This window comes from Prevotella veroralis DSM 19559 = JCM 6290, assembly GCF_000377625.1.
Lineage (GTDB): Bacteria > Bacteroidota > Bacteroidia > Bacteroidales > Bacteroidaceae > Prevotella > Prevotella veroralis.
Window position 1 is genome coordinate 40937 of record NZ_KB898325.1, and the last position, 19888, is coordinate 60824.

At 41.1% G+C, this 19888-nt stretch carries 16 protein-coding genes; 6 read left to right on the top strand and 10 right to left on the bottom strand.

Features of this window, described 5'->3' with window-relative positions:
- The first annotated feature begins 259 nt into the window (after nt 1–259).
- Nucleotides 260–1024: an acyl-[acyl-carrier-protein] thioesterase gene (locus D464_RS0100200; protein WP_018909611.1), complete on the top strand. Its 765-nt coding sequence runs from the start codon at nt 260–262 to the stop codon at nt 1022–1024.
- On the opposite strand, the gene D464_RS0100205 is transcribed toward D464_RS0100200, so the two are convergent.
- The 4 genes from D464_RS0100205 to D464_RS0100220 form a co-directional block, all read right to left on the bottom strand.
- Nucleotides 1013–2911 carry a RecQ family ATP-dependent DNA helicase gene (locus tag D464_RS0100205; RefSeq protein ID WP_018909612.1) on the bottom strand — a complete coding sequence of 633 codons (1899 nt, stop codon included), beginning with the start codon at nt 2909–2911 and terminating at the stop codon, nt 1013–1015. The two genes, D464_RS0100200 and D464_RS0100205, sit on opposite strands and share 12 nt — an antisense overlap.
- Nucleotides 2912–2927: 16 nt before the next feature.
- A complete protein-coding gene (gene recJ, locus D464_RS0100210; protein WP_018909613.1) occupies nt 2928–4649 on the bottom strand; it encodes a single-stranded-DNA-specific exonuclease RecJ in 1722 nt (573 codons plus the stop codon).
- Nucleotides 4650–5302: 653 nt separating this feature from the next.
- Nucleotides 5303–6505, bottom strand: a complete 1203-nt coding sequence (locus D464_RS0100215) for a C1 family peptidase (protein WP_018909614.1) — start codon at nt 6503–6505, stop codon at nt 5303–5305.
- Nucleotides 6506–6591: 86 nt separating this feature from the next.
- Nucleotides 6592–7998: an aminopeptidase P family protein gene (locus D464_RS0100220; protein ID WP_004382681.1), complete on the bottom strand. Its 1407-nt coding sequence runs from the start codon at nt 7996–7998 to the stop codon at nt 6592–6594.
- Nucleotides 7999–8086: 88 nt separating this feature from the next.
- Here D464_RS0100220 and D464_RS0100225 point away from each other — a divergent pair, with 88 nt between their 5' ends.
- Together D464_RS0100225 and D464_RS0100230 are read left to right on the top strand one after the other, a co-directional pair.
- Nucleotides 8087–8944, top strand: coding sequence for a patatin-like phospholipase family protein (locus tag D464_RS0100225; protein WP_018909615.1), 858 nt, complete (start codon nt 8087–8089; stop codon nt 8942–8944).
- Nucleotides 8945–9083: 139 nt separating this feature from the next.
- Nucleotides 9084–9542, top strand: coding sequence for a DUF6078 family protein (locus D464_RS0100230; protein WP_018909616.1), 459 nt, complete (start codon nt 9084–9086; stop codon nt 9540–9542).
- A gap of 477 nt (nt 9543–10019) precedes the next feature.
- On the opposite strand, the gene D464_RS0100235 is transcribed toward D464_RS0100230, so the two are convergent.
- Nucleotides 10020–10550 (bottom strand): DUF805 domain-containing protein, encoded by a 531-nt coding sequence (locus tag D464_RS0100235; protein ID WP_018909617.1) that lies wholly within the window; start codon nt 10548–10550, stop codon nt 10020–10022.
- 31 nt (nt 10551–10581) lie between these two features.
- The gene (gene trmD / locus D464_RS0100240) at nt 10582–11259 is read right to left on the bottom strand and encodes a tRNA (guanosine(37)-N1)-methyltransferase TrmD (RefSeq protein ID WP_018909618.1); all 678 of its coding nucleotides are present in this window, start codon (nt 11257–11259) and stop codon (nt 10582–10584) included.
- Between the two features lie 98 nt (nt 11260–11357).
- Between trmD and D464_RS0100245 the strand changes: the two genes are divergently transcribed.
- Both D464_RS0100245 and D464_RS0100250 read left to right on the top strand, forming a co-directional pair.
- Nucleotides 11358–12107: a nucleoside-specific channel-forming Tsx family protein gene (locus D464_RS0100245; RefSeq protein ID WP_018909619.1), complete on the top strand. Its 750-nt coding sequence runs from the start codon at nt 11358–11360 to the stop codon at nt 12105–12107.
- 45 nt (nt 12108–12152) lie between these two features.
- A complete protein-coding gene (locus tag D464_RS0100250) occupies nt 12153–12905 on the top strand; it encodes a hypothetical protein (RefSeq protein ID WP_024985736.1) in 753 nt (250 codons plus the stop codon).
- A gap of 66 nt (nt 12906–12971) precedes the next feature.
- Here D464_RS0100250 and D464_RS0100255 read toward each other — a convergent pair whose 3' ends face one another.
- The 3 genes from D464_RS0100255 to ligA all read right to left on the bottom strand — a co-directional run bounded on the left by D464_RS0100255 (nt 12972) and on the right by ligA (nt 17204).
- Nucleotides 12972–14048, bottom strand: a complete 1077-nt coding sequence (locus tag D464_RS0100255) for a hypothetical protein (RefSeq protein ID WP_018909621.1) — start codon at nt 14046–14048, stop codon at nt 12972–12974.
- Between the two features lie 106 nt (nt 14049–14154).
- Nucleotides 14155–15108, bottom strand: coding sequence for a hypothetical protein (locus D464_RS0100260; protein WP_018909622.1), 954 nt, complete (start codon nt 15106–15108; stop codon nt 14155–14157).
- Nucleotides 15109–15173: 65 nt separating this feature from the next.
- A complete protein-coding gene (gene ligA, locus D464_RS0100265; protein WP_018909623.1) occupies nt 15174–17204 on the bottom strand; it encodes an NAD-dependent DNA ligase LigA in 2031 nt (676 codons plus the stop codon).
- A gap of 146 nt (nt 17205–17350) precedes the next feature.
- Here ligA and nhaD point away from each other — a divergent pair, with 146 nt between their 5' ends.
- Nucleotides 17351–18736: a sodium:proton antiporter NhaD gene (nhaD, locus tag D464_RS0100270; protein WP_018909624.1), complete on the top strand. Its 1386-nt coding sequence runs from the start codon at nt 17351–17353 to the stop codon at nt 18734–18736.
- Nucleotides 18737–19353: 617 nt separating this feature from the next.
- Here the strand turns inward: nhaD and D464_RS0100275 are convergent.
- Entirely contained in the window at nt 19354–19842 is a 489-nt protein-coding gene (locus D464_RS0100275; RefSeq protein WP_018909625.1) for an HU family DNA-binding protein, read from the bottom strand.
- Nucleotides 19843–19888: the final 46 nt, after the last annotated feature.

Here is a 19888-nt window from a genome sequence, read left to right on the forward strand (position 1 = left end):
TGAAATTAAGTTTACTGTCATTCCTCTCATCTTCTCAGCATATATAACATTCTAGAAACTAGGTTGTTTACTGCAAATGTTAAATATGACGGCAAATGAAATAAAGAATAAAAGTGCACTTCAGTATGGGTATAATAACTGTAGTGAGTCGTGATATCTTTGTTATTTATAGTTGTAGAGAAGTAATAAAGCAATATCGCAAGCCGTTATATAATTGTCTGATAGATTGAGATGATATTATTTATTAAATAATGAAGAAATGGATAAGTTACCAAAGATAGGAAGATATGAGTTTATGGCGGAGCCTTTTCATTGCGATTTCTCTAATCATCTATTCATGGGACATTTAGGTAATCACATGCTTAATGCTGCTGATTTTCATAGTAATGAACGTGGTTATGGCATGAATTATCTTAATACTATCAACAAGACATGGGTGTTGAGTCGTCTCGCTATTGAAATGGAGGATATGCCTAAAGCATACGACAAGTTTTATGTTGAGACATGGGTTGATAATGCTATGAAGTATTTTACAAGCCGCAACTTTAAGGTCGTTAGTGAGTCGGGACACATTTATGGATATGGTAAGAGCGTCTGGGCACTCATCGACACGGGTACTCGTGAGCCTTCAGATATCTTTGCTGTCCGTGAGGGGCTTATTAATGAATACATAGAGAAAGACTATATTTGTCCGATTGGCAAGTCTTCTCGTGTGAAGATAACAGATAATGTATCACTTATCCGTTCTATTGATACCTATTATAGTGATGTGGATGTGAATGGGCACATCAACTCCGTTAAGTATATTGAACATATATTTGACTTGTGGGATTTAGATTGGTATCGTCAGCATACAATTAAGCGTCTTGAGATTGCATACGTAGCTGAGTCTCATCAAGGCGATTGCTTACATTTCTATCGTGAGCATCGTGATTCAGACTTAGACTTTAATGTGAGAATAACAAAGAGCAATGAGCTTTGTGAGGAAACAGAGGCCTGTAGGTGCAGGGTGTTATTTGGCTGATAGAATAAGGTAACTCCCATCCATTAATAATTGTTCCTCGTCCATTAGTTCTTTCATAACCTTGGTGACCATATCCCAATCCTCATCAAGCTGTCTAACCTCTGTCACATGATGTCTCTCACCATCAGCTACCATTGCGAGGATCTTTTCTTTTATCTCCTCTTGTTGGTTGTGATCATCGTGATGAGAATGAGAGAGACATACATCACACTGTTCACAATCTACTGATTTCTTCTCTCCGAAATAATAGAGCAGCTGTCTACTCCTACAAACCCTATCGTTCTGTGCATAGTTAATAACAGAATTAATGCTCTTCTGGAATTGCTCCTTCCGCTCTTCGTAAACACTTTTATCCAGTATGACGTCGCTACCATCAACACGATCTCTCTTATAGCTAATGAGCGGAATACTCTTACGAGGAATGAAATCTATGATGCGTTTCTTACTTAGATTTACAAGCACCATATAAGTTTGATTGCGGTCAAGACCAGCCTCTTGCGCTATGTAACTCTCATCGACATAACCATAGTCAGTGAATAATCCACCATAGTTCCTAAGTAGAGATATGACGACATCATTCTCTTTCTCGTTTAATGAATCAAGGCGATAAAGGTCATCACGTCTTAACAAGAACCGCACACGTGCATTATTATCTGGGTTTGGTTCGTAGTCAATATATCCAGCTCGTTGTAATAGAATCAACGCAGCGTTGGCTCGGATAGGGAAGTGTTTAAATGTTGCACAGAACTTATCAATAGGGAACTCGAACGTACAGCCTTCACCGCTATTCACGCCTATTTGATAGAAATAAGCTAAGTGCTCGTAAACCTGTTGTACATATTCTTTAGGGGGGAACGTGTCTTCGATTCTCTTTTGTAGCGTTCGGTTGTCATGCCCATTATAGAGTAAAACCGCATAAGCCTTCTGCCCATCACGCCCTGCGCGTCCTGCTTCTTGGAAATAAGCCTCGAGCGAACTAGGGCAATCCATGTGTATCACCACGCACACGTCGGCTTTGTCAATTCCCATACCAAAGGCATTCGTCGCAACTATAACACGCACCTTGTCATGTTGCCATTCACTTTGACGTTGATCCTTCACGGCTGGCTCCAATCCTGCATGATACCATGTTGCAGATATACCATACTGCATAAGCAGTTGAGCAATCTCTTTCGTTCTCTTCCTACTACGACAGTAAACAATAGCCGTCTTTGGTATTGATTGAAGGATATGAACCATCTCCGCCTCTTTATCTTCCGCCTGTCTGACAACATACACAAGATTCTTTCGCTCGAAGCTCATACGGAAGACATTCTTCTCTGTGAAACCGAGTCGTTCCTGTATATCGTCAATAACGTCAGGTGTGGCAGTGGCGGTTAATGCAAGGATAGGTACGTTGGGTACGAGCTTTCGTATTACCGCTATCTGCAAATAGGATGGGCGGAAGTCGTAACCCCATTGACTAATGCAATGAGCCTCATCTACCGTGATGAAACTCACTTTTATATGTTTTAGTTTGATTTGGAAGATATCAGAACTAATGCGCTCGGGCGAGATGTACAATAACTTAACGCCACCAAAGATACAATTCTCTAATGTTGTCACAATCGCATCTCTACTCATCCCAGAGTAGATAGCTGCTGCGGTTATTCCTTTGTGTCGAAGGTGCTCCACTTGGTCTTTCATTAATGCGATAAGCGGAGTAATAACAATACACACACCCTCTTGGGCTAATGCTGGTACTTGGAAGGTTAGTGATTTACCTCCTCCTGTTGGCATTAGTCCTAAGGTATCCTTCCCCACACCGATACTTTCGATAATTTCTCTTTGAATACCACGAAAGTCGGGATACCCCCAATACTTATGAAGAATGTCAAGATAGGACATTGTTTGTCAGCGATTATCACTCCTCAGTAGGTCTTATATCCTCAATCTGCAGCTGCACAGCTCCACGTTTGAAGACATTGTCCTCGATGGTATACGCAATATCAAACGAACGCTTGGATTTGATGTACCGTGCCGACGCACTCTGTCCGAAAGCAATACCATTCATAACATTGTTTGATTTCGAATCAACGAGTTCCAGCTTGATATGCTCTTGCTCACGTCCAACGACTTTACTTGTTCCGAAATCGTACACATCCAACGTACAGAAGATAGGTTTAGGATTTGCAGGCCCGAAAGGTGCGAATCGCTTCAAGTCACTATGCAGTTTCTTCGTAATATCTTTGAAGTCTATGACGGCATCAATGTCTAGTATGGCTTCTCGCTGTTCTGGTTCGATATGCTCCTCTACGTATGCTTGGAACCGCTTACGGAACTCCTTAACATCCGACCACTTCATCGTTAAGCCAGCCGCATAAGTATGTCCACCGAAGTTTAGAAGTAAATCACGGCAACTCTTGATAGCCGCATAGACATCAAAACCAGCTACACTACGGGCAGAACCAGTTGCAAGATTCTCGTCACGGGTCAGTACAACTGTCGGGCGGAAATATATTTCAGTGAGGCGGGAGGCAACGATACCGATGACACCTTTCTTCCAGTGTTCGTCATACAGTACGATACTGGATTGGTGCTTCTGACTCTCTAGGCGTGCCACAATCTGGTTCGCCTCTTCCGTCATCTGCCTATCGACGTCCTTGCGTTGTTCGTTATATTCATCAATGTGTTTTGCCTGATTGAGTGCTAAGCTATATTCGCGTTCAACTAATAAATCCACACTCTTCTTACCATTCTCCATTCTTCCGCTGGCGTTAATGCGCGGTCCTATCTTGAAGATAATATCACTCATGGATAGTTCCCGCCCATTCAGCCCACAGATGTCAATAATCGCTTTAAGTCCTAAGCTGGGATTCTGGTTGAGCTGTTTCAATCCGTGGAAGGCAAGAATACGATTCTCGTCAATCACTGGCACAAGGTCGGCAGCTATACTAACGGCACAGAAGTCGAGTAGGGGAACGAGACGTGAGAACGGAATATTATTATTCTTAGCAAAGGCTTGCATGAACTTGAAGCCCACACCACAGCCACATAAGCTCTTAAAAGGATAAGAGTCATCTGGTCTTTTGGGGTTCAATATCGCCACTGCGGGCGGCATAGTCTCGTCGGGCACATGATGATCACAGATAATGAAATCAATTCCTAGCTGCTTAGCATAGGTAATCTCTTCTATGGCTTTAATACCGCAATCAAGGATGATAATAAGTTTTACACCCGTTTCAGCGGCATAATCAATTCCCTTCTTACTCACCCCGTAACCCTCATCATATCGGTCGGGGATATAATAATCAATGTTGGAATAGAACTGTCGTAAGAATTTATAGACCAGCGCAACAGCCGTGCACCCATCTACGTCGTAATCTCCGTAAACAAGGATACGCTCCTTATGCCCCATTGCGTCGTTCAACCTGTCAACGGCGGCATCCATATCTTTCATTAAGAAGGGGTTGATGAGGTCGGCCAGCTGTGGTCGGAAGAATCTCTTCGCAGCACTCTCCGTCGTTATCCCGCGGCGTATAAGCAGAGATGCAAGTGTAGGGCTCATGCCTAACTTATCACCTAATTCCTTAGCAGCATTACTCTGTTCGGTTGTCGGTGGTGTATAGTTCCATTTAAAATGCATCTTAATTTATTTTTATTTCTGCCCGTAAAGGTACAAAAAAAAAGCCAACCGCCGTGATGGCTAAGATGAATATTTGTATTAGATAGGATATGTTTCCGATTCGTTTCTGTTGCTATTTGTATGATTTTATGATGGGTATTTGCAGGTGAAAGGGTAGGGGAATGGCATATTCAGAAACGGCTAAGAATCTTTTTAGTAGCCTTATGTACTACGCTCACCTGCGGTTTCCGTGTTTGTTTTATACGCTTCCTGTATTATCTCCGTACTTATTCTGTCTTTGCGGAATGCGTATGTTTTTATATTATCTAAGTCTGATAATTAATTATCTAAGCGTGATAATTAATTATCAGACTTAGATAATACTTTATCACGCTTAGATAATACAATTATATACGTATCAAAACAATGCGGAACGCTTGAGAAAAGAAAGCGAATACGGGGAGAATGAAATGCAATACGTATGTTTTTCTTCTTTTATGCTTATGTCTTACGGGGGATTATGGGTGGTTTATCTATTGTATAGGGGGGCGCACAATGTGTTGTTGATGTGTGAAAGTGTGGGTAGACTGGTTTGTTTCGAGGCTTAGGGCATAAAAAATCCCGCTCCATAGCTATGGAACGGGAAGAGTTATTTGTGATTGGAATCTAAGTGATTAGAGTCCCATTTTTTTGCGAATATCCTTAGGAATTGCATTCTTGTTAATCATGTAGTCCATGGTGTTAGCAGCAATGAAGTCCTTTGTCATGTACCAGATACCCTTGTAGTCACCAGTCTCACCCCAAGAGTTCTTTACCATGTAGTACTCCTTACCATTCTGATCCTTTGCGATACCAAATATGAGCATACCATGGTCATCGGTTAGCTCCCAGTTGTCGAAACGCTCTTGACGCTGCTTCTGTGTAGGGGTAATCTCTGGTACGTTTACGCCGAGAGAGTCGATCAGGTCCTTCTTCTTCGCAGTAGATAGACCTAGCCAGTGAGCCATGTCACTGCCCTTCATGCTCTCAACTTTCTTGCCATCAACCATGTAAGCGAGTCCCTTGCGTGAGAAACCAGGCTCACTAACATCGCCACCCCAGGCAACGGTGTAACCATTCATTACGGCATTGTCGATGACGCGCATCATCTCATCCATCGGAAGGTTATAAGATAGTGGGTTACGCCAGTTGTCCTGTACTTCTACAGCGAATGTGGTGTAGAATGGATGGTGTGTGTAAGAGGTAATGGTTACGTAATCATCCCAATTCACACCGAGGCTTGCAGCGAAAGTCTCTGGAGTGTATTGCTTGCCTTCGTATGTGAATTTATCTGGGCACTTGCCGAGGTAGGCGTCGAGAATACCTTGCAATCCTACCTTCCACTGACCTGAAATCTTGTTAGTCTTGTTGCGTGCAACTGCGTTTACGTATGGTTCCATCAATGAGAAGAACTCGTTGAAGTTATTCAATGAGTCGCCATAGAGTGAACCTGGGAAAGGCATTGCGCTCTCTGGTACGATACCATGGTGCTGAATGGTGTAAAGTACGTCGTATGCTGAACCGCCTTGTGCAAACTGGCAATCGCCATGCAGACGAACAACTTGAACGGCACGATCCATGTAGGTCTTGTTAGCAACGAAGCTCTCGCAGAGGTCGTAAGTCTTACCAGTCTTTTTGAGAATCTCCGCCTCGAAGTAGCTAAGTGTGGAGTAATCCCAGCACGTACCTGAGCGGTTCTGGTCTTTAATACTTGTAATTGGGTTCTGCTTTACTACTGTAAAGACAGGCTTGTTAGAAGCAGATGCTTCTTTCTTGTCTGCAGCGTTAGCGCCTATCGCTACCAAAGCGAGCAGTGCTACTACTAATGTTTTCTTCATAAAGTTGTAAATAAAAGTAGGCTGCCATTGTTAGCTTTTGCATTGAGTGGCAGCCTTGGATGAAATTATTAATTATATGTTATCAATTACTTTCTGTTGGCTGCGATAAACTCTTCAACATCCTTTGGATGGTAAGGAATGAGGTCTTTACCAATAAAGCGACATCCCTCCTTGGTGATGAGGATATCGTCCTCAAGACGTATTCCACCGAAGTCTTTATACTCGTCGAGCTTATCGAAGTTCAAGAAGTCAGCGCAGTGTTTCTTTGCTCTCCATTCGTCAATGAGAGCAGGGATGAAATAGATACCGGGCTCATCAGTTACCACGAATCCTTCTTCCAGACGGCGACCCATACGCAAGCAGTTCGTTCCGAATTGCTCTAGGTTAGGGCGTGTCTCCTCATCGAATCCTACGTTAATCTGGTCGAATGATTCCATATCATGAACGTCCATACCCATCATGTGACCTAATCCGTGAGGCAGGAACATTGCGTGTGCGCCAGCAGCAACAGCAGCGTCTGTATCGCCCTTTGCTAAGCCTAATTCTTTCATGCGATCGAAGAGAATACGGCAAATAGCAAAGTGAACATCGGCATACTTGACTCCTGGTTTCGCATACTTCAAAGCAGCGTCATGACATTCCTCAACAACTTTGTATATCTCTAATTGTCTCTGCGTAAACTTGCCATTTACTGGGAAAGTACGTGTGTTATCCGAGCAATAGTGGTTGATGGTCTCAGCACCAGCATCACATAATGCAAGTCGACCTGATTCCAATACTGCCATTGATGGGATACCGTGCATAATCTCACCATGCTGTGAGAAGATGGTTGGGAAAGAAACCATTGCACCGTAAGAACTAGCGATACCGCTAACCTGTCCACCAACGTACTTCTCCGTTACGCCAGGTTTAGCAATAATCATAGCCGTTGTGTGCATCTTATAACCAATAACGGCAGCACGCTCCAGTTCTTCGATTTCTTCTTGCGTCTTCACAGAACGCATCTTTACGACGGCACGGATGAGATCCATGCTTGCTGATTCTTTCTGCTGGTTAGGATGAATACCGAAGAGATCAAAGATTTGAATCTTTATATCGGCACGATAAGGAGGAAGGAAATGGACTTTACGGTGCTCACGCAATGCGTTGTTGCAAATCGTCTTGAGTCCTTTCATGTCTACTGTGTTAGCCACGCCAACGGCATTGGCCATGTCTCTAACAGAATCAACACTTCCATACCAAACAATGTCATCAATGTCGATGTCGTCACCAACGAGTGTCTCAGTGTCGTTATCAACATCAATCACACCAACAAGCCCATCACGCTTCATACCGAAGTAATAGAGGAAAGACGAGTCTTGGCGGAACGGATAATAACCATTTGCAGGGAAGTTTGCAGGTGATTCGTTATTGCCAAAGAGAATGATGATACCACTCTTTACGAGCTTCTTTAGCTCTGCTCGGCGGTTTACATAAGTTTCTTTGCTAAACATATTTCAATAAATTAGATGGTTTGATTGCAAAGATAGTTATTTTTGCTTGAAAGTTATTAACTTTGCAGTTGTTTTTTAACGAGTTTTTATGCAAATTGATAGGAATACGGGCTTAGTATTAGAAGGAGGTGGCATGCGAGGAGTATTTACCTCGGGTGTATTGGATGCTTTTATGAAGTATAATCTTCGTTTTAAGTATGTCGTAGCTGTATCGGCAGGTGCCTGTAACGGCTTGTCATATATGAGCAGACAGCCCCGCCGTGCACGTATTTCTAACATAGATATGCTTGCCAAGTATGATTATATAGGCTTGCGCCATTTGGTAACACAGGGCTGCATTTTTAATCCTGAGTTGTTGTATAAGCAGTTTCCATTTGAGCTTGTTCCCTTCGATTATGATGAGTACTTCCGTCAAAGTAAGTTAGGCGAAGTCTATGAGATGGTTGTAACGAATTGTGAGACTGGGTTAGCTGAATATCTTACCGAAACTGAGGGCAATGCGAAGAGATTAAATGAGTTAGCACGGGCATCCTCCAGTTTGCCTTATGTAAGTAAGATTGTCACCATAGATGGCAAACCTTTGTTGGATGGTGGTATCGTTGATTCCATTCCTGTTCAACACTCTATAGAGACTGGACACGAAACAAACGTAGTGATTTGCACACGTAATAAAGGATGGCGAGATAAGGGTAAAGACTATAAGCAACCTAAGTTTATCTATCGTAATTACCCCCGCCTACGCGTCGCATTAAGTCATCGTATAGAGGTGTATAATCGTCAGTTAGATTTGATTGACGAGTTAGAAGAACAAGGAAAGATACTCGTCATTCGTCCAGAGAAGCCCGTTGTTGTCGGTAGAATGGAGAAGGATGTCAACAAGCTCGAAGATCTTTATGAAGAAGGATTCCGCTTAGGCGAAGACTTTATAAAGGAGCATGTCGGGTAGTGGGAGTAGTTTCGTTGAACAACTATAGGAAGCTCTTCACATCAAATTATCAGTCCGAATTATTTGCCATTATGTAAGAAATTATCATTACCTTTGTATCTGTTAAGAACTAACCATTACAATTTAAAATAATAGTATTATGACACAAGAGGAATATAACCTTTTAGACATTGATTTTGCTCATTGCCCTGGCTCTCATTGTGGAAAAGCAAATGAATGTTTCCGCTACGTAGCCTATCAGATGCTTGCAAATTGCACACGAGATCGTTATATGGTAACCAATCCGAACGTGATAACGGGCAAGCCTAATTGTCCGCTCTTTATATCTAACCGCAAGGAACGCTATGCTTGGGGAATCTCACACATCTTTGACAACGTGCGTACCTCTGATTTGCGTGGCGTCCGACTGAGCGTTATGCAATGCTTCGGTGCAGCTACCTATTATCATGTTAAGGAACAACTCCGTGCCATCACCGAAGAAGAACAACAGGACGTCCGTGATGCCTTTACCGAGAATGGTTATGACGGGCAGAGCATTGAGTTCGATCGCTATGAAGAGCATTATCCCGTGCTTATGCGCATGAAACGTTATAAGTAAGCACAGTCTTCGCCTTTCAGTTATAAGTTCTTTTCTGCTTATATAAGTAATACGATAATACTTATATAAGCAGTACAATAGTATTCCTATAAGACCTATCGAGTTCTACACGTTTGTATAGCGAATTATACAGGCGTGTATAACTAATTATACAAACGTGTATAATTGATTATACAGACGTGTATAACTGATTATACAGACGTGTATAACTCGTTATACAAACTTGTATAATTCGGTTGATAAAGGCTAAGGAGGATGCGATGTCAAGTATAAGTGCTATCGTACATTAACTTACAGGTGCCTCGCATGGGTATTAGGAGTAAGATTGTAGTCTAATTGAATGGCGGAAGATAACGCTATCTTCTCTGTCTATATGGGTAAAAATAAAGGATTCCTCACAGGTATATTGCTGTGAGGAATCCTTATAAAGTGAATTGAGTATATAATTTCAAAGAGGTATATCTCCCTTCGTGATAGTTAGTCGGTTATATTCTGGGTTACATACTTCGGAGATTCACCATATTTATTAGCTTCTCTTTGACTATCCATTGTTGTAAATGCAAATATGATAAAGCTGAAAGCGAGACTAACAAACCAGATTAGCATACCGAAGATGGCAATTCCACCGCCCATAGCTGTTTTGATTAAAGGTATCATAGTGTCTATATCGCCGAAGAGAGCGTCAATGTTCGTTGTCCCTATTCCCAGAAGCATGAGAGATATGCCAATAGCTTCAATGATGATAGTCGTTAAGAGCCACCATCCACTTTTGCCTATGTCGTGCAGACGACGAATAGTCATAGAGCAGTTCAGGAGTATTAAAACGATGTTAAGATAACGACCTATGACTGGGATAAAATCGCATAAATAGCTGACAATGAGGAGAAACAACGCCCCCCACCAAAATTCAGAGCGACGACTACGAGTGTTTAGTTTCAAAGCTCTCGTGAAGATTCTTTTAACAGCTTCTATAAATCCTACTTTGGGTAATTCTTTAATTTGTTCCATAATATTGCTTTTACTTTGAGTTGTATTGATTCTATTCCTTTAGTAAGTCGGGACGTAACCGCTTTGTTCGCTCCATAGCTTGATCGAATTCCCATTGCTTGATCTTAGCTTCATTACCGCTTAGCAATATCTCTGGTACATCCCATCCTTTATAACTGCGTGGGCGTGTATAGATTGGAGCGGAAAGCATATCGTCCATAAAACAATCAGAGAGCGCACTTTGGTCGTCACTGATAACACCTGGAACGAGTCGAACCACAGCGTCGGCAATGATGGCAGCAGGTAGTTCGCCACCCGTAAGCACGAAGTCGCCTATAGAAATTTCACGTGTAATGAGATGGTCACGTACTCGCTGATCAATCCCCTTATAGTGACCTGCAAGAATGATGATGTTACCCCCCATTGATAAGTCATTGGCTATCTTTTGATTGAATTGTTCGCCATCGGGAGAGGTGAAGATAACGTCGTCATAATCTCTCTCTTCCTTTAAAACACTAATACAATTATCAATAGGTTCAATCTGCATAACCATTCCAGCCTGTCCGCCGAATGGGTAATCGTCCACTCTGCGCCACTTATCCTTTGTATAATCACGAAGGTTATGAAGCCTAATCTCTGCAAGTCCTTTCTTTTCGGCTCTGGCAAGGATGCTCTCATGCACGAATCCTTCCAGCATTTCTGGTAAAACGGTGATAATATCTATTCTCATAAGTGTTACAAAGTTAAGTATTATTTTACTATTGCGTTGAGACATTAAGTTTTTTTTGTAACTTTGCAGCAGTTTTCTAATAATAACTTAAGAACAATATGAAAAGATTCTTTTCCCTCGCCATCCTCTTGATGGCAGCTTTTAGTGGTGCTATGGCACAAAACGTTCAAGTTCATTATGACTTAGGACACAGTTTTTACAAAGATCTCTCTTCGCGCATGTCGGTAACGACTACTGTTGAGATGTTTAAACCTGATACCTGGGGTTCTACTTTCATGTTTACCGATATCGACTATAAACGCGATGGTGCTATTGGTGCTTATTGGGAGATCGCTCGTGAGTTTAATCTTTCAAAGAACAAGCAGTGGGCAGCCCATGTAGAGTATAATGGTGGTGCTGGAACTAACTTGAAAGATGGTAATTATGTAGGTAATCGTTATCAGCATGCAGTTCTCCTGGGTGGTGCTTGGAACTGGGCTTCAAAGGATTTCTCAAAGACATTCAGCGTTCAGTTAATGTATAAGTATTATTTCAAGAACGCTAATAAAGGTTGGCATCCCTTTAGTGGTTTTCAGTTGACTGAAGTTTGGAGTACCACCTTTGCAAAGGGTCTTTGCACATTTGATGGCTTCTGCGATGTCTGGTATGATCCGAATGTAAAGGGCAAGTTAATCATGATTTCAGAGCCACAGTTCTGGTTTAACCTTAACACACTAAAGGGAATGAAGAATGTAAATCTGTCCTTAGGTTCAGAGGTTGAGCTTAGCAACAACTTCGTTTATAACGATAAGGGTAAGAATAACCGCTTCTACGCTATCCCAACTATTGCTGCTAAGTGGACGTTCTAAAAATATCTTCAATAATAAGATTTATTCATTGATATAATTTTACGAATGAAAAACTTAAGGATTCTCATATTATTGGTAGCTTTGTTGGCAACTATGTCTCTTAATGCTCAAAGTTCTAAAAATTTTATTAAGCCTTTAGTGAAAGATGGATTTTATGTTGATTCTATATTGAGTCTAAAAGGAAATACCATAATTTATATGAGGGCTGGAACAGAGTTTGATATAGAGAAGGCAAGGGTTGCCTATGTAGAGCATTCTATTCTTGGGCGAATAGATATTACAGACGAAAAAACTGCCAATCAGAATTCTACTAGTCTTATATTTCCTGAACCAGAGTTTAATGGTGATGCCTTTATATGTAATTTAGAAGATAAAACATATATAAAAATGGAAAGAGCTATTGGTCAAGTTAAGATAAAAGACCAGTTGTGGGGACCAGAAAGTAAACTATATGTAAAGCCAGAAGCTTCTCCTGTAAGGATTCCTAAAGGGAAAGTAGTTATTCTCATAAGAGTTCCAGATGTAAATGAAGATCCAAAATCTTTTGTTAAGGTTTCACAGTTTTCTGTAAGTAAAACTCGTAAGTTGTCTTTAGCAAGGCAAAATGAATTAACAGGTAAAATAACTTATGGTGGTTATAATAGACAAGAAAAGGATTTTACATATAAACGATATGGTAATAGTTCTTTGTTGCTTACAGTCGATATAGACGATTCAGGAGAATATTGTGTTAGTATTAGTAATCCTAACAGAGTAGATAGTAAGCTTTCTGTGTCTTGCTTTGGAGTTGACGAATAAACAAGTTCTTTGAATAGTAAACTTAAAAGGGCTCACAAGAATGGTTGTGAACCCTTTTGTTTTTAGTTAGTTGTTCTTTCTGCGTAATCTTATTCGGCGTTCCCACAGAGCCGTTCCAAATTTGATAGTGCTAGTTATATTGTATTCAGCTGCAAATCCATCGGGGGTGATATGTATCTTTATCTTATTATAGAGTGGATGAAAATCTTCGGTTAGCGAATCACAATCATTGTCAATTTCAGCAGTATCTATGACAACAGAGTCTGTGTCATCATCCACTACTTCTGCTATGGCTGTATCACAAACCGCTTCATATTCTGTACTATCATCTGATATAGAGTCGACTTCTATGGAATCAATCTCTCCTTCTGAATTTCCATTGAAATAATCAAACATATAATCGCTGACATATTCTTCACTCTTTATGTCCCTGTAGAAATTCTCGTCTGAAACCTTATCGGTTGTGTTGCAGTAGTTCATTGTCCGACTACTCCCATCTAATGGGTGCCCGGTGATAGTTACCTTGTCTTGCCAAGGAATACTCTGTGCCATAATAGCAAGTTTTAATCCTGGGCAAATAACATTAATCAAGTATTTAAGAATCTCAAAAGACCTTGTATTGTTGTTTTTGACTAGTATGTCAGAGAATGAGTCATGCTCCTTATCTAAGATCCTGTATGAAATCCCAGACTTTGGAAGTTTAGAGAATGATGGATAAAGCTCATGTGAGTTACAAATGATGTATTGATCTAATGATGAATTATAGGCTAGGATAATGTCATGTTGTGTTATGAATTGGATGACAGAGTCAAGAGAGGCATATTGATTGTCTAGTGGATAACACGGTTGATTGATATGCAAGCGGAAGACAGTCCCATAAGCGGAAGAACTGAGAGCTGTTAATGTGAAACTGGAGTAGACACTATCAGGGGTTGATTCATAGAGTGAAGTATAAGGAAGGAGTAAATTATTCTCACCTGTAGGCTTGAATAATTGTTCTCCATAGTCTGTTTCGTCCCCTTTGGCAGAGTATGACCATGAGTTAGTAAACTCATAGCTAATTTCATCACCTATTTCTATTGCGTTTTGGGCTGAAACTGATAGTGAAATAAAAGTAAGACAAAGCCAAATCCAGAAACTCATGTATGATTTGTGCTCTGAGTGTAATGTTGTATGGGAGGAATATTGTGATGTACTCATACCTTATTGATTAATATTTAGTGAGAATCGTGTTGGGGCATTTGCCTTTTTATTCTCTAACAAGTGATTCGTGTGAAATTATCAGTGATTGGGGTTGTCTAGAAGTAACATCCCTCGTATATTCTGTTAAACAGCCTTCTGGGTTGAAAGAGATAGTTTCTTTTATGTTGAGAGGATTAGATTTGTTCTTTAGCTTGGATTGTGACGATTGCCCCCTTGAACTTGTGAGAGTAAATATAGCTTTCGTGTTACCAGTTTCATCTTTTGTTATGTTACTAGTGGTGTTTTGCAGTCTTTGATTATCTTCAAGTTCATTATGATGTATTCCTGACTTGTATTCACGTGCGTAGATGTTGGGTATTATACTAAGACCTGGAGTTGAGAGGTTTATAATTAGTGAAATAAAGGGGTTTATGTTCTCAAGGGTACTAATATCTTTCTTTACTTCTTCTTTTGAAACGTCTGCAAACATGTCTGTAGTAAGCTGATTCTCTCCTTTATGTGCATAGACGTAATCTATAAAATCGCTTATTAAGTCTTTAGGATTAGTAAGCATGTAATTAGTCATGTCTGCATTAAAGGTGATTAGTAGCCCATGTTCCTTTAGGAACTCCTTAGCAAACTGAGCAAAGACTACATCCGACTTGTCATGGTCTTTATCTCTATAAGGACTTTGCTGAACCAGCAACCTCATGGTATAAGTCTGAGGAGTTACATTCCTTACTATTAATGTGAACCTTGATTCGTAGGAATCTTTTATTTCATTTAAGAGGTAGTAGGACCATACAGAACTACAAGCTAGATTTTCATAGATGTCATCAGGAAAGTCTATGGGCTTCCCTGTAGTTGGATTTGTCGTTTTTACTGAAAGCTTATAGACATATTGAATAGAATCTCCACGTTTGAAATGAGTAGAGATATACTCTCCTTTGGTTTGTGCAGAGAGTATTGTACAAATGAGCGAAGCCATCAATAAGACTATTTTTCGTCGGTCAATCTTCATGCTGGTAAGGTTGTAAGAAGTTATTAAATTGTTATGTAATAGAATCATATCAAAAAGAAGATGTTTTAGAATAGTGATCCTTCGGTGATTGGAGAGGATTCTAAGGCGAGTTTATTCTCGTCCATCTGCACGAATCGAGCAATGAATTCTTCCTCAGAGATAATTGGAATAGAGAGCTCCTTTGCCTTTTTATTTTTGCCAGAAGAACTTTCTACGTCGTTGTTAATAAGGAAGCTGGTTGATTTAGAGACAGAACCTGTTACTTTGCCCCCTTGACTCTCAATGTAAGCCTTCAGTTCATTACGATTCTTATGATGATGCACATCGCCAGTGATAACAAACGTTAGTCCTTCGCAACTATTACCAGTTGGCGCAGATGAAGACTGACTAATATTGAGTTCTACTAATAGCTGTTGCAGCATTGAATAGTTATCTTTATCCTTCATCCATCTAACAAAGCTAGCACTCTTTTCTGGACCAATGCCTGCAATAGTAGCGAAGACATCTTCGGTAGTAGCTTCAGTAGCTGTATGGAATAGGTCTGCTATTTGATAAGCCGATAACAAACGATTGCAAACATCACGCCCGATAAGTGGTATATTTAATGCAAAGAGTAAGCGATGCGCTTCCACGTTACGAGCTTTCTCAATGGCTGTAAGTAACTTGCTAACGCTCTTGTCTCCAAATCCCTCCATTGTTCGTAGTTCTGAAGCATGGTTGTTGAGATGGAATAAGTCTGCATATTCACGTACCCAACCAAGATTGATAAACTTCTGTATTGTCTGTTCGGATAGTCCATCAATATTGATTCCTTCTTTTGAAACAAAGCGTCCGAACTTCTTGAGTTGCTTTGCAGGACAATGCGTGTTGGTGCAATGCAACGTCTTTGTTCCACTATTCTCACTCTCTATTACCTCTGTTGCTGATTGGCATACAGGGCAAACTTCAGGTATATGAAATACGCCCAATCGCTCAACAACATTGATTACCTTTGGGATAATCTTATTTGCTTTGATAACAGCTATCTTTGTTCCCTTATCGCCAATCCCCAATCGCTCACATTCGGAGATATTACAGAGCGAAGCACGCTTTACAGTTGTTCCTTCTAGTTCAACGGGCTTGAATACGGCAACGGGAGATATGGTTGAGGCTGCACAAGACCATTCTATATATTCTAATTCTGTTTCCGCACTCTCATCCTGCCATTTGAAAGCATAACCAGCACGTGTCGCATGATGCCCTGTCACCGAACCTGTTGCAGCGTAGACAGCATCGTCGTATGTGATGACTAAGCCATCAACAGGATAGGGGAAAGGCGATGAACTCTTGCCTGTTACCCGTTCTGTCCAACGATCGATGACTACTTGGATATTTACCTCTGTGGGCTGCTCAATGAGTTCTCTGTCTACTGGCTTAAAGCCTTGTTGTTCTAGCCATGCCATACGATTGCCCCATGAGATAATCTCTTCTTCTTCATAGACAAGGGTAAACGGAATCCAACGGATATGACGTTCTTTCACTTCATTGATGTTCTTCAACGTCAATGAACCTGATGCAAGGTTGCGTGGGTTGGCATATTCTTCCTCTGCTTCCATGTTAAACTGTTCAAAATCAGGATAACTGATGACAGCTTCACCACGAATCACAAGATGTCCTTTATAGGGTATTGCCTGTAGGATTCCGTCAATAGCCTTAGATAGATGGGTAATATTTGTTCCAATGTGACCATTACCACGTGTGACAACCTTTGTTAGTTTCCCATTATCGTATGTAACAACTAGTGTCAAACCATCTAACTTCCATGAGAGCCAAATAGGTCTATTCTCTGCCCATCTTGCAAGTTCTGCCACCTTCTTTGTCTTTGCAAGTGAGAGAGCAGGGAACTCATGTTCTTCTTTCTGACCAGTAAGATTATCAGCAGATACATTTTGTGTAGGGGAATCTGGTAAGATAATTCCCGTTTCCTCTTCTAACTTCTTTAATCGGTCAAAGGCTGCATCCCACTCATAGTTGGTCATGATTTCTTCTCTGCCATTATAATAAGCATCAGATGCAGCGTTGAGTTGTTCAACAAGGGATTGTATTTCGTCGTTCATTCGTGTTGAGTGTTTGAATATTGGCAAAGATACTACAATTTGATGAATCTGACATTCATTCGCTGAATTAATTTGAATAGTTTATGTTGCCAACTCACTTCTTTTGCTTACCTTTGCGCCAAAGAATAATCGAATCAATTTTATTTATGTCTACACTAACGATTTCTATTATCGTCGCCTTCGTCTTGGGGTATGCACTCATAGCGATGGAAAGTCTGACGAAAATCAACAAAGCTGCAGTTGCTTTGTTGATGTTTGTTTTCTGTTGGGTTCTTTATATGGTCGACCCTTCACCATTTGTGCAACTGATGCACCCAGAGTTTAAGGGTATGGGCGATCAGTTAGTTACATTTGCCAACAAGTTGATAACGGAGCATCTTGGAGACACGGCAACTACGCTCTTCTTCCTTATGGGAGCTATGACAATCGTTGAGATTGTTGATCAGAACGGCGGTTTCAACTGGGTAAAGAACGTGATGCGCTCTAAGTCAAAGCGTAGTCTATTATGGAAGATAGCCTTCATGACTTTCTTCCTTTCAGCTATCTTGGACAACTTGACAACAAGTATTGTGATGATTATGATTCTCCGCAAGCTCGTTCAAGACCATAAGGACCGTATGATTTATGCGTCATTGGTTATCATTGCCGCCAACTCGGGTGGTGCTTTCTCCCCAATCGGTGATGTGACAACCATCATGTTGTGGAATGCGGGAATGATAACAGCTGGTGGCGTGATAAGCGAGATTTTCATTCCATCTCTTATATCAATGATTATCCCTGCCTTTGTTCTTCAGTTCTTATTAAAGGGCAAGTTAGGTGGTGATATGTTAGAGACTGATCACTCTGGTGATACAGAACTATTAGAGTTCAATGGCTCACAACGCAAGATAATCTTTGCTATTGGTGTGGGTGGACTCTGCTTCGTACCAGTATTCCATTATTTCACAGACCTCCCTCCGTTCGTTGGAATCCTCCTTGTATTAGGTATTCTTTGGACGATTACAGAGATATTTTATCGCAATCTACATCGTGCTAAGGGCGATAGCGAAGACTTCTCAAAGCGTGTCACCAATCTGTTGAGCCGTATTGATATGTCAACAATCCTCTTCTTCCTTGGTATTTTGATGGCTGTTGCCTGTCTTGAAGAAGTGGGTATATTACACGAACTCGGTGGAGGATTAAACAGTTTCTTCCAAGGTAATCATTATGCAGTGACGGGTATCATAGGAGTATTATCGTCTATTGTTGACAACGTCCCACTTGTTGCAGGTAGTATGGGTATGTATCCTGTTCAGGCAACAGGCGACATGGCCGTTGATGGTATCTTCTGGCAGCTCTTGGCTTATTGTGCTGGAGTAGGTGGTTCTATCCTTATCATTGGTTCTGCAGCAGGTGTTGTCGTAATGGGATTGGAGAAGATAACCTTTGGTTGGTACATGAAGAAGATTTCGTGGATAGCTTTCTTGGGCTATATCTGTGGTATTCTCTCTTATTGGGTTATCCGTACGTTTATCTTCACAACTCCGTTGTAAGAGTTGTAAATTAGGAATAGGGAAAGACAACTCTCGCTCTAACCCTTTTTATCAAATAAGAATTGGAGGATGTGTTCAGCCTTAATTGAACACATCCTCCAATTCTTATATGCCATTCACTCGTTTCAAAGCAAGTAAATCAGTTCCTATAATCTTTTGTATTCCGTTCCTCTACTCTGTCTTCAAAACTTATGTCATTAAATAATATGTCTCTCTGTCCTTCTGTCTAAAAACTCTGTTACTAACGTCTTGTATTCATCTGTTACTCTGTCTTCAAAGCCCATGTTCTTCTGTCTCACACAAAAGCCTCACCCCGTTAGGCGCCCCCTCTCTGTAGGAGAGGGGCTGGCGGTGGGGCCGTACCACGGAAGCGAGAGAACCAAATTAATACACTAGTTTTGAAAGACATTAATTTCACAATTAATATAATCGAGTTGTCTTATTACAGAACGATTGATACCCTGAATCAATCTAAAAAATGCTCCCGTGGTAAAAGCCTCCTCAAGCCCCTTCGAAGGAGGGGATGTCCATAACCCTACTTACATACTTTCATCGTTTCAAACTGTATGCAATAAGGACATCCCCTCCTTTGGAGGGGCTTGGGGAGGCCTTCTTTCCTAACCTGCTACTGGTTCATTCTCTTCTTTATTCTCCTTTTCTTTCGGTTCGGGGGTGAGGCTTTTCTTTTTTCCTTTCTCTTCTCCCTTCCATTCTTCCCACTCAATATCCACATCTGACAAACCACGAGTGGAAATACGCCCTTTACCAGCACCACGATAACGGGTTTCAGGAATAAAGCGGACACGCACACCACGAATCAGGGTTGCGTTTACATCTTCTGGTTTGTCTACGCCATTCTTACTTGTTACTGCTGTAAAATAGAACGAGCCTACGCCATCAAGCTTCACCGAGCGACCCTGCGACATGTAATCGCCCATTACACCGCCCAGTGCTGTCAACACAGCGCGCACATCGGCAGGGCTAACCGTTGATTCAGCGGCTATACGTTTTGCAACCTGCTCGGTTGAAACTGGACTCATCACTAGAACGGACTTTGCATACCATTTTCCGTTCACATTCATTTTGGTTTTCTTGTAAAATCCCATAAGTAAAAGATTGTTAAGCAGAGGAGCGTAATTGTTAACATCGACG